The 15538-nt window shown below is 44.4% G+C and carries 14 protein-coding genes; all 14 read right to left on the bottom strand.

What is annotated here, in order from left to right; genetic code table 11:
- Window position 1: 1 nt before the first annotated feature.
- Window positions 2-1255 carry a Pycsar system effector family protein gene (locus tag BMX95_RS02160; protein ID WP_081199064.1) on the bottom strand — a complete coding sequence of 418 codons (1254 nt, stop codon included), beginning with the start codon at window positions 1253-1255 and terminating at the stop codon, window positions 2-4.
- 10 nt (window positions 1256-1265) lie between these two features.
- Window positions 1266-4916 (bottom strand): BamA/TamA family outer membrane protein, encoded by a 3651-nt coding sequence (locus tag BMX95_RS02155; RefSeq protein WP_081199066.1) that lies wholly within the window; start codon window positions 4914-4916, stop codon window positions 1266-1268.
- Complete coding sequence (locus BMX95_RS02150) at window positions 4913-5770, bottom strand: SdiA-regulated domain-containing protein (RefSeq protein WP_081199068.1); 858 nt, start codon at window positions 5768-5770, stop codon at window positions 4913-4915. Before BMX95_RS02150 ends, BMX95_RS02155 begins: the two co-directional genes overlap by 4 nt.
- 219 nt (window positions 5771-5989) lie before the next feature.
- Entirely contained in the window at window positions 5990-6643 is a 654-nt protein-coding gene (gene nth, locus BMX95_RS02145; protein ID WP_081199070.1) for an endonuclease III, read from the bottom strand.
- Window positions 6644-6738: 95 nt separating this feature from the next.
- A complete protein-coding gene (locus tag BMX95_RS02140) occupies window positions 6739-6972 on the bottom strand; it encodes a hypothetical protein (protein WP_081199072.1) in 234 nt (77 codons plus the stop codon).
- A gap of 174 nt (window positions 6973-7146) precedes the next feature.
- Window positions 7147-7449, bottom strand: a complete 303-nt coding sequence (locus BMX95_RS02135) for an FtsB family cell division protein (protein ID WP_081199074.1) — start codon at window positions 7447-7449, stop codon at window positions 7147-7149.
- Between the two features lie 124 nt (window positions 7450-7573).
- On the bottom strand, window positions 7574-8863 hold the full coding sequence (gene eno / locus BMX95_RS02130; protein WP_081199076.1) for a phosphopyruvate hydratase: 1290 nt from the start codon (window positions 8861-8863) through the stop codon (window positions 7574-7576).
- Between the two features lie 38 nt (window positions 8864-8901).
- Entirely contained in the window at window positions 8902-9309 is a 408-nt protein-coding gene (locus BMX95_RS02125) for a DUF4259 domain-containing protein (RefSeq protein ID WP_081199078.1), read from the bottom strand.
- A 113-nt stretch (window positions 9310-9422) separates the two neighbouring features.
- Window positions 9423-10349 carry a gliding motility-associated ABC transporter ATP-binding subunit GldA gene (gene gldA, locus BMX95_RS02120; protein WP_081199079.1) on the bottom strand — a complete coding sequence of 309 codons (927 nt, stop codon included), beginning with the start codon at window positions 10347-10349 and terminating at the stop codon, window positions 9423-9425.
- Window positions 10350-10441: 92 nt separating this feature from the next.
- Window positions 10442-11077 carry a carbonic anhydrase gene (locus tag BMX95_RS02115; RefSeq protein WP_081199082.1) on the bottom strand — a complete coding sequence of 212 codons (636 nt, stop codon included), beginning with the start codon at window positions 11075-11077 and terminating at the stop codon, window positions 10442-10444.
- A 96-nt stretch (window positions 11078-11173) separates the two neighbouring features.
- Entirely contained in the window at window positions 11174-12790 is a 1617-nt protein-coding gene (locus BMX95_RS02110; protein WP_081199084.1) for a SulP family inorganic anion transporter, read from the bottom strand.
- A 185-nt stretch (window positions 12791-12975) separates the two neighbouring features.
- Window positions 12976-13347, bottom strand: coding sequence for a hypothetical protein (locus BMX95_RS02105; RefSeq protein WP_081199086.1), 372 nt, complete (start codon window positions 13345-13347; stop codon window positions 12976-12978).
- A gap of 209 nt (window positions 13348-13556) precedes the next feature.
- Complete coding sequence (locus BMX95_RS02100; RefSeq protein ID WP_081199088.1) at window positions 13557-13796, bottom strand: DUF6814 family protein; 240 nt, start codon at window positions 13794-13796, stop codon at window positions 13557-13559.
- A 20-nt stretch (window positions 13797-13816) separates the two neighbouring features.
- Window positions 13817-15367, bottom strand: a complete 1551-nt coding sequence (locus tag BMX95_RS02095; protein WP_081199089.1) for an MFS transporter — start codon at window positions 15365-15367, stop codon at window positions 13817-13819.
- Between the last annotated feature and the right edge of the window lie 171 nt (window positions 15368-15538).

The raw sequence follows: 15538 nt of genomic DNA, 5'->3' as shown, positions 1-15538 counted from the left end.
ATTAAGAACTATAAGGTGAAATGGATGACGAATTTATCACGGGTTGTTGTGGTGTATGTACGGTAATAGCAACTATAAAGGCAATTACCGAAAGAAACAACCCGATCATAAACACGGTATAAGCCAGCCTGATGAGTTTATATTTCCGTGCCAGTACAACCCCTAACTGGTGAATATCCATTATCAGGGAGCTGTATAAATAATCCGGATCGCGCATCATGGTGTTCATGGCCCACTTGTACTCGCTTATTTTTGTTCTATAAAAGTTCCCAAAGAACAACAGATTGGTATTTTTATGAAGGATGTCCTCCCGGCTGAAATCCCCGGTTGATATTTTGGGCCGGGTGGCCATAATGGCGATGATGATGGTTGTAAGGGAAGATGCCAGGAACAGAAACGTAGGGATGGTTAAATGCCTTTCTACCTCTATCCGGCGAATGAGGACCGATAAGATCACGGAGATAATAATGGCATTCACACTGATCAGAATGCTTGCTTTTCCATCGGCCATTCTACTTAGTTCCACATGGTTTTCAGAGGTTAATCGTAACATGGTTTGTATGCCTCTTGCCACCAGTGAATTCTTTCGCTTGCTGATGGGGTCCTTTTCCACTTCCGGCATCAATAAGGTTTCACTGACGTTGATGCCTTCCGCATCTTTATTTATTTTTTTATTGAGCTTGCGCATATTCTTTTCCTTCCCTTTTTGCAATAGTCCGATGCAATAGGAGGTATAGAACTGGTGTTTCTCCAACAGGTTAAGGCTGTTCCTTTCCCAGTCCATAACCATGGTATTCATATTGCGCAGGATCAATTCTTTCTTCATCGCCTTATTCGTTTCCTTGAAATCCGGCAGGCCAAAATGATACGTGTCTGCATCGCAAATGATCATGTCCTGTAATGACTCCGGTCTGGGCGGAAATTTGGTTATGCGAATGAGTGCGGAGATCTTATTGATCAGCTCCGCATCATCTGTTTTTGTTGTAAGGAATTCCGTCATCAAAGCCACGCCTTTTTCTTCGTGATTGCTCGGGTCGCTGATGAGATGGCCAGTGTCGTGAAACCAGGCTGCTATGGCTAATTCAAGCAGCTCTTTATCGGGCAATTTATAATGCGCCGAAATTTCATACACCCGCTCTACAACGTTTAATGTATGTTGCAGGTTGTGAAACACCAGGTTGGCGTGGTTATGTTGTTTAAACAACCCTCTAACATAACTCTCTGTATCCAGTATTAGCGCATTATAAGTTGACATACGAACAGAATTAAAAGGTTAAATTCAATTTTGTGCCCAGTGTAAAATTCACAATGTGCTCTTCTTTTGAGAATCCAACGGTAGCAGACACCAGCACCATATTGTAGGGTACGTAATAAAATCCACCGCCATAAGCATAATGCCATCTGTGGCTATCTTCTCCTTTCAGCCATACACGGCCCACATCGTTAAAGGCAACCAGTCCTACCTGGCCGGGCAGTACATATGATTTGCTGTCGAACAGCTTTATCCGAAATTCCAGGCTGCCATAGGCCAGTGAGTTGCCTGAAAAACGGTTCTTTCTAAAGCCGCGTAAATAGTTATTGGCGCCCAGTGTGAGGGCCTGAAAGTATTCGAGGCTGTTACTAAAAATGTGGCCGCCACCCAGGCGTAAAACAGTTACCCATTTGGCAGGAAAGCTCATGCTCGCGTACACGGTCATATCCGATTCCAGCTTGGTAAGGGGCGAGCTGGCTTTGTTCAGTCCCTGTAATTGCGTAAAGGTTGTTAACCAGCTGATGCCCCGGGTTGGGAACAACTCGTTGTTGAGGTTGTAAATGAGGAACCCGGCTTTACCGCCTGCATAGGCTTTTACGGAATACACATCATTGGAGTCGAGGCCTATGTGCGAAGGTTTGCCCAGGATATAATCCTTGTTGTTCTCCTGATCATTCCAGTATCGGTAAATAGACGGGCCGGCAAATACACTGAACACAGAGGCTACTTTATACCTAAATAAAAAATCGCCTGCTATGTCTTTATAACGCGCCCGGTAATATTTTATAGTTGAATCGTTATTGATTGTTGTGTTGTTACCAAAACCAAAGAAATTACCTAATGCCGGATTCATTAATTCGGCATTGATCACGGCATCTGTTTTGGGCAGTACATCAACAAACAATGCCTTATATTTTGCCTGTATAGCTTTTTGACCTGCTGCAAACAATACGGAAAGCCGTTGCTCTGACGAGAAAGGTGTTTTTCGAAAAGCATATTTTCGATACCATAAGCCAAACCCGAACATGAAGCCATCATCGACATTATAGCCAAGGTTTATGCGGGGGAAGTGGAATATGTTATACTGGTATTGATCGGTAAAATCGTAATCATTGACATCGGTCTTACTGCTGAAGCGGTTCCGGGAGAACTTCCCTTTATCGACATAATTCTTTTCTGTGTTGAGATCGTACAGATAATTTTTTATGTTGCCGTTTATATGAAAAGTGTCATCACCTTTGCCACCAATAATTCGTACAAATGTTTTCTTAGGCGCATTGGCTGTGATATCAAACTTGTCGTTCCCGCGCAAACCGTATAAACGTATTTCTTTTGTTTTATTGGGATCAAACAGGCGGTCGTACATCACAAAGCCTGAATCTTTTCCTTCGTGGGCCAGCACTTGTACACGCACATTTTTTCCTTCATTGTATACTTTGAATAATTCAGTTTTGTTGCTACCCAGCACGGTTACCTGTTTGGCCAGAAAATCATAATACTTCATTGATTTTTTTCCCAGGTCGTTACGTCGGCCGATGAGTTTCTCAACGGTTTCTTTTCCATCAAGGGCATAGATCTCAGGCGGCATTTGTTTTACCGCCTTTTGAATGGCTGTGTCGGTCAACTCGCTCCTGAAAACGGTGGTTACTGAATCCCACTCTTTGCTATCGAGCTCATTCAGGAACAATCGGTCAAAATCTTTTGACACTACCGCCAGGTGTTTGATATCGGGGATCTTATATTTCAATCCCTTTAAAAAGGGCAGCCGTTTGCGTGATAAATAAGCGATCAATAAACCATCTGAATGAAAGAATGCCTGGTCACGGTCTTTGGGAATGGGATAATATAATTTACCACGACCGGTATCGCGAACACCCCATTTAAACTGGTCCATGTGACGGTCCCAGTCGGCAATCAAAAAATCAAGTAGCCGGGCTTTCAATACTTCCGTTTGTATAACGCGTTTATTATTGTCCTCCGTCATATCATTGAAGACCGTTATGGAACCTTTGGTATCGGTTCCATCCCAGCTGGCATCTTTGGGTTCAAGCATACAAACCTTGTTGGCAAACATGGGCCGGTAAACGCCAAAGGCCAGGTCCTCGGGCACCAGGAAAAACTTTGGTGTAGGATGGGCTATCTGGGCACTTGCAGCCAGGGAAGCTATTGGCAAGGGGGCATAAGGCTGGGCCGCAGAGATCATATCCTGCACAATTTCCGAGGCCATGGTGTTGCGCAGGTTTTCGGGCAGTGCCTGTTCGGGGTCTTTATCAATGGTGCGTAAAGCCCATTCCTTACCATTTTTATCTTCGAGGGTGAGCGACTTGGTTTGTTTACCACCGCCTATACTCTTGATCTTAAAGCCGCCTTGTTCTTCTTTAAGGCGGAATACTTTGAGTTTTACCGGTTGGCCCCAAACGTCCCGGTAATTGTTTCCCAATACCAACCGTTTTAAACCAGAAGCTTTTTGTTTATAACGCAGACCGGCTGCGGCTTCATAATAATCGGTGTAGGGTGGTATTTGTAATTTAGCGGTGTCTTCCTTTAAGGTAGGTGGCTTTGAAAAGTCGATGATGTTTTTTGAATAAGCTTCTTTGGGTGTTTCAGAGTCAATATCTACCGTATAGAATTTGCAGGTTACCGTTTTATTTTTTGAGATCTCCAGTACAGCGAAGCCAAGTGAATCGCTATTTATAAACAGGGAGTTCTTACTTTTTTCAGCGCGGCTGGTATGACAGCCGGACCCACTCACAATATAATAATGGCTGGTATCTTTGAGTAATTGTAAACTATGGTCGTGGCCGGTTGCATAGATAATGTTGGGATGTAATCTTGTTTCGGCCCGGATGGTATTCACCATATTGGTGTAAGCGGGATAGCTGATGTCCTGCGGACTGCCAAACACACCACGACTGATGGGATATATGGAACCTATTACCGGCAGTGGGATCCATAAATTCTTTTTCATGTCGGTAAAGGGGAACACGTGTTGTTTTAAGCCATAGTAACCGCCATGGATGCCATTGCTCATAAAAGGGTGGTGGCAGGCCATGATCACCAGTTTGTTGTAGTTCTTGCGCAGCATTTCTGAAAGCTGGATCATGAATTCATTTTGTGTTTTACAGGGGCAATCCCATTCAACACCGGGTTTATCGTTCTGATGCAGGAACCACTGGCTGTCGAAAACGATCATAACAACATCTTTTCCGATGGGCACTTCTACCGGTCCGGGACAACCTTCTTTTGGAATGAACTCAACGTTTTTTTCTTTCATCAGGTTTACATAGGCTTCCTGGCGTAACAGGGTTTCCCAGCCATAACTGCGGCCATTGGCCCAGTCGTGGTTACCGGGTATCATATACACGTGGGCAGGGGTATTGGCGGCTACCGCCATTTGCGAATCGAGCACTGTTCTCGATACATTATAATTCCTGTTACCTTCATCGGGCAGGCCAAACTGGTACAGGTTATCACCAAGGTAAACGATGGTTGTTTTTTTATCGGGATGCAGGTGGTTTTTGACTGCTGAAGCAACCGGATGTTTGCCATTGACCAATGCACCGGCGTCGCCAATTAAAATGATCCGTTCGGTTATCGAATCATTTGTTTGGGCTGATAGTACATGGACAATTAGTAGTAATAAAAGAGCAAACAAGTACTTCATGGTTTCGCTTTCTTGTTATATTTAAAAAATAGGATGTTAGCAACTCCGCTTTTTGCCGATTCGTTTGAAATGAGCATATGCCCCTCCGGGGTAAATGTAATTCCTTCCGGTTGTTTAAAAAGCCCTTCATCTATCGGATAAGCCTGTTTCGGGTTGCCATTACGGTCAGCTACCACTAACAATTTGTTGACCGACGATAGTATGTACAGTTCATCTGTAATGGGGTTAATGGCTGCGGCTGAGGGTTTGAATTTGATCTTTTTTTCTCCTATCATGTTGGCGATAGCCGTTACATCGATAGAAGCGGAATCATCGAAATGCTTATTAAGCAGGTTAAAATGGAAAGCGGTTAACGCTTTCTTTTTGTCGCTTTCACAATCCTTACAGATCATCGTCAGTTTATGCAGGTGCGGATCGTAATACAGGATCTCGAATTCATTGCCGGATGATGGAAATTCTTCCTGCTGGGACAGGATCTGATTATGTTCGTTGAACGTGAAGGCGGTTATATCGCCGTCGCTTTGCAATACATAAAATACCTTGTCAACCATTACCAGGTCTTCATAATCACCATCACCCGAAAACTTCCATTTGCGAATAGGTTTTCCTGCGGTTAAAGGTATTTTATACAGCCAGCCGAATTCATCCCCCACGGCAAATACGCTTGTATCCTTTGCATAAAAGGCTAAACCGGAGATTTCGTCCAGTTCTACTGGTAATTTTAGTAAGAAAGGCTTGTTGAGGTCGTAACCATCGGGACTTTTATATGCAGGGTTGCCATTGGCTGATGATGTGCAATGGCTGTTTATGATAGCAATGATCAAGCATAATAAACAAGTGGATCTGTAAAGCATAAAAAATCGGATGGCTCACTTATCATATGTCAAAATCTGATGCCATGGGAGGCGGGGGATTGTATATCAATGGAGTTATATATGTGGTGTGGAAATTAGTCTACAACGTTGCAGTGGAGTATAGAGCCCCGCCAGTTGACAGGTTAACGAGTTGACGGGTTGACAAGGAGGTAACTGGCTACCTCAGAGGTCCTATTAACCTGTCAACTTGTTAACTGATCAACCCTTCTTCGGCTTGACTTCTTTTTGATAATACTTACAGACCTCCGTAATGCCGCATTTTTCGCATTTGGGATTGCGGGCAACACAAGTGTACCGGCCATGTAAAATAAGCCAGTGGTGGGCTATATGCACCAGTTCTTTGGGAATGTTTTGGATGAGTTGTTTCTCGGCAGCGAAGGGTGTTTTGGCGTTCAGGGTGAGGCCAATACGAGCTGCCACGCGAAAGACGTGGGTATCTACCGCCATATTAGGCTGCTGGTCAACTACCGAGGTAATGACATTAGCTGTTTTTCTGCCAACGCCGGGGAGCGTAATCAGTTCATCGACCGTGAGCGGAACCTGCCCATTAAACTCCGTTTGAAGTTTTTGGGCCATCCCAATCAGGTGTTTGGTTTTGTTGTTTGGGTATGAGATACTTCTTATTAACGGGAACAGTTCATCAAAAGTGGCTTTTGATAAACTGGCCGCGTCCGGGTATTTTTCAAAAATAGCCGGTGTAGTCATGTTAACCCGTTTGTCGGTACATTGTGCCGACAGGATTACCGCCACCAATAACTGGTAGGGATTATCATACAGCAACTCCGTTTCCGCATCGGGTGCATGATGCAAAAAATAGTCGATTACGAACTGGTAACGTTGTTTTCTTGTCATTCTTTCTCTTAGAATGACTGCGAAATTAAGGGAGTGGATTAATGTAGCCCAATGATTGTTACATTATTGGGGGTACTTGTTTTCTGCCTGAAGCTTTAAGCAGTTGCAGTCACCGTTTCACGGGCGTATTGCAAGATGTTCATAATAACTTCTGTTCTGGGAGATTCAACGATCTTATCCAGGTTTCGGGCAGAGGCTTTCAAAACCTCTAATTTTTCGCGAAGCGTCCAGTCTTCCTCTAATGCGGCTTCAATAGCGGCATTCATTGCCGGTGAGGTTTCTTTGTACAAATAGCGTAAAAGGTCCTCCGGTGTAAAGAGAATAGTCATAGGCAAACCATTTATGTCCTTATAAAATTCCGAAAGAGTCAATTTCGGAGTCCGTCCGTGTTATAAAACGATATTAGGTTTCTCTTATTGTGCAGGAGATTGGATAGGAATGAGAGAATTCGATGACAATATATAAAAAGGCGGTGAATGATGCAATAGGAGGACCGAAACTACTTATTCAGGTGATATGAACAAATCTTCGTTATCCTTTTTCATGTGGTATTTCTCGCGGGCGTATTTTTCCAGCTTATCAGGACTTTGTTTCAGTCCTTCCAGCTCTTTTTTTGTAGTATCTATCTGTTGCAGGTAGTAGTCCCGGCTTTGTTCCAGCCCTTTGAGCTCGTTGCGGTATTTGAAGTGGGTGGTAATAATGTCGCGGTCGTCAAAGAACAACAACCATACTGTAAACACCAGGGCGGTGAGAAAGTATTTGTTCTTCAACCAGGTTGGAACGGGTATGTTTTTGAGGAGCTTCAAATTTTACATTTCAATATTACAGGTTGCCCCGGCTTGTCGGGGTTACAGGTCGCAGGTTACAGGTTGCAGGGAATGCTGAACTGTGATTCCCTGTAACTTGTAACCTGAAACTTGCAACTATTGGTTATTTGCCAAATTTAATTCTTCCTTTTGGATAAATAGCGTTTTCGCCCAGCGCTTCTTCAATGCGAAGGAGCTGGTTGTATTTTGCCAAACGGTCGCTACGGCTGGCTGAACCGGTTTTGATCTGTCCGCAATTTAAGGCTACGGCCAGGTCAGCGATGGTAGTATCTTCTGTTTCACCGCTGCGGTGGCTCATAATAGACGTATAACCATTTGTTTGTGCCAGTTGCACGGCATTGATGGTTTCGGTGATGGTACCGATCTGGTTTACTTTAACCAGGATGCTGTTGGCAATGCCTTTGTCAATACCTTCCTGCAGGCGTTTTACGTTGGTTACGAACAAGTCGTCACCTACCAGCTGGCATTTGGTACCGATGGCTTCAGTCAGTTTTTTCCAGCCATTCCAATCGTCTTCGGCCATACCGTCTTCAATAGAAACGATGGGGTATTTTTTAACCCAGTCAGCCCAATAAGCAACCATTTCATCGCTGCTGATGGTTTTGTTTGAGCTTTTATAGAACTTGTAAGTGTTGCTTTTTTCGTCGTACATCTCAGTGCTGGCTGCGTCCATAGCAATACCAATTTGCTCACCAGCTTTGTAACCGGCTGATTCAATAGCTGCCAGAACAGTCTCAATAGCCTCTTCGGGGCTTTGGATATCCGGAGCATAACCACCTTCATCGCCTACGTTGGTGCCGTAGCCTTTCTTTTTCAGAATAGATTTCAGGTGATGGAATATTTCAACGCCCCAGCGCAGGCCTTCGCTGAAAGAAGGAGCACCGATGGGAACGATCATAAATTCCTGGAAATCAATTTTATTATCTGCGTGTACACCGCCGTTCAGGATGTTCATCAGGGGCATGGGCAACACGGTAGCGTTAACACCGCCCAGGTAACGGTACAAAGGCAGGTTGGTTTCTTCTGCAGCGGCTTTGGCTACTGCCATAGAAACGGCCAGGGTTGCGTTGGCACCCAGTTTTGCCTTGTTTTCTGTACCATCGATCTTGATCAGCAGGTCGTCGATGTAGGCTTGTTTTACTACTTCAATACCAATCAGTTGATCTGCAATAATTTCGTTTACATTTTTTACTGCCTGTAAAACGCCCTTACCCATGTAGGTTTTTTTGTCGCCGTCGCGCAGCTCAACAGCTTCGTGTTTACCGGTAGAAGCGCCGCTTGGTACAGCTGCTCTTCCTACAAAACCACTATCGGTGACTACGTCTACTTCCACAGTGGGATTGCCGCGGCTGTCTAAGATCTGGCGGGCATGAATGTCTGCAATGTAACTCATGAGTTGGTATAGTTTAAATTATTGTCTATTGTATTATTTTAAGAGCTGATCCGGGTATTAAGGTCGTCCAGTACATTGTTCCACTTTTCGAAATCTTCGGTTTCTTCCCAAAGTTCTTTCAGTTCTGAATTGTGTTTGATACGGTCGATGGCCTTCTGACTTTTGGCAACAATGCCACGGAGGGTCAGCAGCTGGGCTTTGTGTGCCGTTACCCAATCTTCTGCATCTTCAGGAAAATCTTCTGCCATGCGGTCTTTTGCGGTAGCGATGTACTCGATGGCGGCCAATGCTTCTGTGGCCAGGTCTGCATCAACGTAAGCCTCTTCTTCTATAGAGTTGATTACGTCGATGGCCGAAACGATTCGGTCTATGCCCCCTTCCTCTACATCCCCTACAAAATCTTGGGCGGTATCATTATCGAAGTTTGTATGTCCCCAGGCTCCCATAATAAGGTATTTAATATTAGATTTAAAAGAAGGCAACGGGTGTTTGCCGAGGTGCAAAGAAACAAAGTTTGCAGTACAATCTACTTTTCAGGGCCTTATTTTTACGTAACCTGTCAGGCGTTAGTATTTGTGTTCGTCAAACTTCTGAAGACGTCTTCCAGGCTTTGTCCACCGGCCTGAAGGGAAATAATATTGAGATTTTCCTGCAAAGCGAGTTCCATAACCTGCCGTTGGGCATCTTTGGCATTGGTGCATACCAGTTCCCACTCGTGGGTGCTGATCTTGTTGACCGTTTGCACGCTGCTCAACCTGGTAAGCCAGGCCGCTTCCAGGGGTTCTTTAAAGGTAACGCGCAGCAGGTTGTTGTTATCTGCCTGCTGACGAAGATTACTTAATTTGTCGTTGGCAACCAGTTTACCCCGGTTTATGATGATCACCCGGTCGCAAATGGCTTCCACTTCCTGTAATATGTGTGAGGAGAATAATACGGTTTTGTTTTGCCCCAGGTTTTTTATCACTTCCCTGATCTCTACGATCTGGTTAGGGTCAAGACCGGTAGTAGGTTCATCCAGGATCAATACTTCGGGATCATGGATAAGGGCAGCGGCCAGTCCCACCCGCTGTTTATATCCTTTCGACAGCTGGCCGATCTTTTTATTGCTTTCCAGGCTTAACCCAACGGTTTGGATCACGCTTTCAATACGTTCTTTTTTTGATTTGGCCGGAACCCCATGCACATCTGCGATAAAATCAAGGTATTCGCGTACATACTGGTCGTAGTATAATGGGTTGGCCTCGGGCAGGTATCCGATGGTGGCTTTAGCCTGCAGGGGTTGCTCTTTTACGGCAATACCCGATACTATGGCTTCACCTCCATCTGGTTGCAGGTAACCGGTGATGATTTTCATAGTGGTGGATTTGCCGGCGCCATTGGGCCCCAAAAAGCCAACAATCTCTCCCTTATTCACTGTAAAGGTTACGTTATCGATAGCTTTTTGCTCACCGTATATTTTGGTGAGATTTTTTACTTCAATTGACATAATTACTGCGCAAATTAGGGAATTTAGTGGCATAAAAAAGCCCCAACATCAGGGTCGGGGCTTAGCGTTATCGTACTAAAGTGTGCCAAATCTTACAAATTGTCATACTCGTATAACGGATCTATATGGGTGCCGGCCCGCATTTCAAATACTGGTTTAATAATCCCATCTTTTAACCCGTATACCCAGCCGTGGAGGTCAGGTTTACTACCTTCCTTCCAGGCCCGTTGAATGATAGATGTTTTGGCCAGGTTATTAACCTGTTCGCGCACATTCAGCTCAACCAGTCTGTCGGCCTTTTTTTCCTCATCTTTTATCACATTCAGTTCTTCGCGGTGCAGGCGGTAAACATCTTTGATATTACGCAGCCACATGTTCAATACCGGCTTAAAGTCGTGTTGTGTAGCAGCTGCTTTAACGCCACCGCAACCGTAGTGACCACAAACAATAACGTGTTTTACTTTCAGGTGGTTCACTGCATAATCCAGTACACTCAGCAAATTCACATCGGTATTCACCACCATATTGGCAATATTCCGGTGCACAAAAATTTCACCTGGTTGTGTACCCGTAATTTCATTGGCCGGTACGCGGCTATCACTGCACCCGATCCATAAAAAATCTGGTGTTTGAATATGCGCCAGCCGGTTAAAATACTCGGGATCGTCATTTACTTTCTCTGAAGCCCAGGCTTTGTTTTCCAATAATAATTTTTCGTATGATTCCATGATCAGTCTTCTTTTAGGTCTTTATAAAATTAATTGTCCTTGCTATAATAGCCTCAGGTGTGGTGTTAACAAAAAAGCACAGGCCTTACTTTCTTTTTATGCTTCAGCCATTTCATTTTCAATTACTATGGGTTTTGCCTTTGCTACCACTTTACTGCCGTTGCCTGAAAAGCCCTGGTCTTTAAAGTGGCTTTTTTTCAATTCAACAGTAATGCCTTTCAGTGGTGCGTGTTTTAAGAAGTCTTCGATCACTTCCACTATATCCTTGTCAATAAAATCGGCACGGGTGGCATCGATCAGCACAGATGAATTGGCAGGCACTTTTTCAAGTCTGTTTTTAATGATTGGTTTATTCAGGAATGATACGTCTTTACGCAACCGGAATAAATATTTATTGGCGTCGCTTACTACTAACACAGCCGATTTAAAATTACTGCGGATAACAAAGAACAAACCAACTACGCAGCCTATCAGAATACCTTTTAACAGGTCTGTAAGCAAAATAGCAACAACGGTTAATACAAAAGGTAAGAACTGGTCCCAGCCTTTTTTATAGAACTTTAAAAACAGCGATGGTTTTGCCAGTTTGTAACCGGTAAAGATCAGTATGGCGGCCAATGCCGACAACGGAATAAGATTAAGCACTACAGGGATAAATGCTACTGACAGCAACAACAGCATACCATGGAAAATGGTAGACATTTTTGTTTTGGCGCCGCCGTTGATATTAGCGGAAGTACGAACCACCACGGAAGTGATGGGCAACCCGCCAATTAAACCGGAAAGCATGTTACCAGCTCCCTGTGCCATTAACTCACGGTTGGTGGGGGTTACCCGTTGGTACGGGTCAAGGTCATCGGCTGCTTCTATATTCAATAAAGTTTCCAGACTGGCCACAATGGCTATGGTTATAGCGGTTGTCCAAACAACCGGATTCAGAATATGGCTGAAATCGGGAAATGTAAAGAATGAAATGAACCCATTGAATGAATCGGCCACCGGTATTTTTACCAGGTGCGATTCTTTAATAACCATCTCCGGAGCTACTGATCTGAATGACTCATTGATGAGCACCGCGATCACTACCACCACCAATGGACCGGGAACCAGTTTCAGGAACCTGGATTTGGGGGCAACGTATTTTTCCCAAACGATCATAAGCAGCAGGGAAACAATACCAACCAGCAGCGCTCCGGGTAACAGGTGTCTTAATGAACCAAACAGGGCGCTGAAGGTATTATCGCCGGCAGCCTGCGAAAAGGTTTCATCGCCGGGATAATCTTTATCGTAGCCCACCATATGTGGGAATTGTTTCAGGATCAATATAAGACCGATGGCTGCCAGCATACCTTTGATAACACTCGAAGGAATGTAGTCGCCCAGGATACCTGCTTTTAAAGCACCCAGAATGATCTGAAAAATACCACCCAGCACTACGGCCAGTAAAAAGGCTTCGAACACCTGTAATTTACCAATGGCCACTACTACAATGGCCGTTAAACCGGCTGCGGGTCCGCTAACACTTAACTGGGAACCGCTTAATGAGCCAATAACAATACCGCCTATAATACCGGCAATAATACCAGAGAACAGGGGAGCTCCCGAACCCAATGCAATACCTAAACAGAGGGGCAGCGCTACCAGGAAAACTACTACAGAAGACGGGAAGTCGTATCGCAATGCGCTTGCGTACTGTTTAACTTTCTGAACCATATAAATTGTATTTATGAGAAGCACATGGCTTTCCCGGTTTGACAATAAGATACCAGGTTGAATACAAGGTTGGCATCTGGAAATGCGATCTTCAGCCAGATGTACAATTCATGTCACAAGCAATCAACCCCGATTTATCGGGGATAAAAAATTAAGCGATCAAATCAATTAAAAATGGGAAAATGTTAAGCTTCCGGAGGGGGTGAAAAGGATTCCGGGTGAAAGATGCAGAGTTTTTCAGCCTCATGAACTTTGTGCTGAAACAACATATTGACCCAATCCGGGTTTACCGGATTGTGATATTCGTGTATGAATTCTTCAGAAAGTGTAATGGGAGCGTCGGGCGATTTTTCATCGGGGCCGGCGGGGTTGTTGTTGCAATCACCGGAGTCTTCGTCACCATTTGTATCCACACAGGTAACCAGTGCCGAACCGGTGCTTTTTGATAAATACAAAAAATTGATACCGGTGATCCAGACCAACAGCAGCATCATGGCAATCGCCACAATCCTTTTGGTGGATGACACTGTATATTCTTTTTGTATTGTTTTTTTCATGATTACCGGTAACGATGCAAAAATAAGGTATCAAACCTCAGGTGACAAACGTTAAATTCCTTAACAATTGTAAGGTTAGTCCACAAAAATTATGCAATAAATACCATTTCGACAAACCGCCTGTAAATCTGTGTTCAAACTATATAAAAACCCCGCCTGTATACTATGGTTTACAAGCGGGGTTGAATATTGTTTGCAAATGCGAACCTTTAAATTTCTCCGGACCTTTCAGGCAGATGGTCGTATTCACCTTTAAACGCGTAATAGCCGAATATAATCAGGCCAATGGCAATTGGTATAAATATGATCACAAATACCGCCCATTGGATTATAGTATTGGCTACCGGGCTTTTTGCAATTTCACCGGCGGCAGTTTTAATAAGATAATATATAGCAACCGGCCCCAGCAGCATCCATACAATACCCAGCCATTTTTTTAATTGATTCATATGCTTGCTTTTAATATTATTTAATCGTTAACATCGGCATCTATGCGGTTAGAGATGTACACCGCGCCTATGAAAAAACATACCGCGCCAATGATAATAGTATACCACAAGCCCGATAATTTATCTGTTACATAAATAGTGGTGAGCAGGGTAGCGATAAAAGGTGTTAACCCGCCGAACACGCCATTGCCGATATGATAAGGCAGCGACATGGAAGTATACCTGATGCGGGTTGGGAACAGCTCTACCAGGAAGGCGGCAATAGGCCCATACACCATGGTCACATACAGGATGAGTACAAACATCCAGCCTACTATTTTTCGATAAGCCCAGGTATCGAGTTTTTTCTCATCGTACACGGTGGCTGTTTTTGTAACCGCAGCCCGCGTGGGGTCGGTCCACAAGGTGTCCTGTTTTATTTCATGAAACACGGCGCCATCGGTGTAATGCACTTCCCAGGTGCGCAACTGGATCGAATCGGTTTTACTCTTCGGCAGTAATACGGTCTTCTCACCCAAAAACTTCCGGTGTTCAGCCAGTTCGGTTTTGCCGGTTGGCTGTGTTATGTTGAGGAACTGTTTAAAGATGTATTGATAGGTGCATACAGCCAGCAGCATACCAATCAGCATGATCCATTTACGGCCAATTTTATCGCTCCAGCCACCAAATACCACAAAGAAGGGCGTAGCAAAAAGAATAGCCCAAATGATGATGGTACGTGACTGATCGAAATCTATACGACAAACAGTTTCCAAAAAACTTTGTGCATAAAACTGGCCGGTGTACCATACCACACCCTGGCCCATGGTGGCGCCAAACAAAGCCAGTAATACCATTTTGAGATTGGCCTTATGACCAAAGCTTTCTTTTAATGGATTAACAGATACTTTTCCTTCTGATTTTAGTTTGGCGAACAGGGGTGATTCGTTCATCCGCATCCGAATATAGATCGATACCACCACCAGCAGAATGGATGCCCAGAAGGGAATACGCCAGCCCCAATCGTTAAAGCGCTGAATGGAGGTAGTAAGATCGGCGGCCAGGTAGTGCCGGGTGATCAATATAACACCCAGTGAAAGAAATAAACCGAGGGTGGCGGTAGTTTGGATCCAGCTGGTATAATAGCCACGCCGGTGCGGGGGCGCGTGTTCCGCTACATAGGTAGCTGCGCCGCCATATTCACCGCCCAGTGCAAGGCCCTGTAACAAGCGTAACAGCAATACCAGCAGCGGGGCGGCAAAACCAATAGTGGCATAACCAGGAATTAAGCCAATGGCAAAAGTGGAACCACCCATTAGGATCAGGGTCAGCAGGAAAGTATATTTCCTACCGATCAGGTCGCCTAAGCGGCCAAATACCAGTGCGCCAAAAGGGCGAACTATAAAACCGGCTGCAAAGGTGGCCAGTGTTGAAAGAAGCGCAGCGGTTGGATTTGTTTTTGGGAAAAATTGTTCAGCAATAACGGTAGCCAGGCTACCAAAGATGTAAAAATCGTACCATTCAATTAAGGTGCCTACTGACGAGGCAGCAATCACCTGCCAGATTTTTTTTGATTCTGATGGTTGCGTCATATGGGAAGCGGGTTCTTTAAGCATAAATATAAGGCACAAGGTTCAAGATACAAGGCACAAGTTGAAAACAACAAACGATTGCCTGTAATTACTAACAGGTGTAAGGTAAAAAACATAAACTTTACGCTGTAAGCCGCAAGCTATGAGTCAATATAAAAGTGGAATAATTAA

Source organism: Niastella yeongjuensis, from assembly GCF_900110245.1.
GTDB lineage: Bacteria > Bacteroidota > Bacteroidia > Chitinophagales > Chitinophagaceae > Niastella > Niastella yeongjuensis.
The sequence above is the reverse complement of the archived record's forward strand: the minus strand, read 5'-3'. Positions and strand labels throughout refer to the sequence as shown.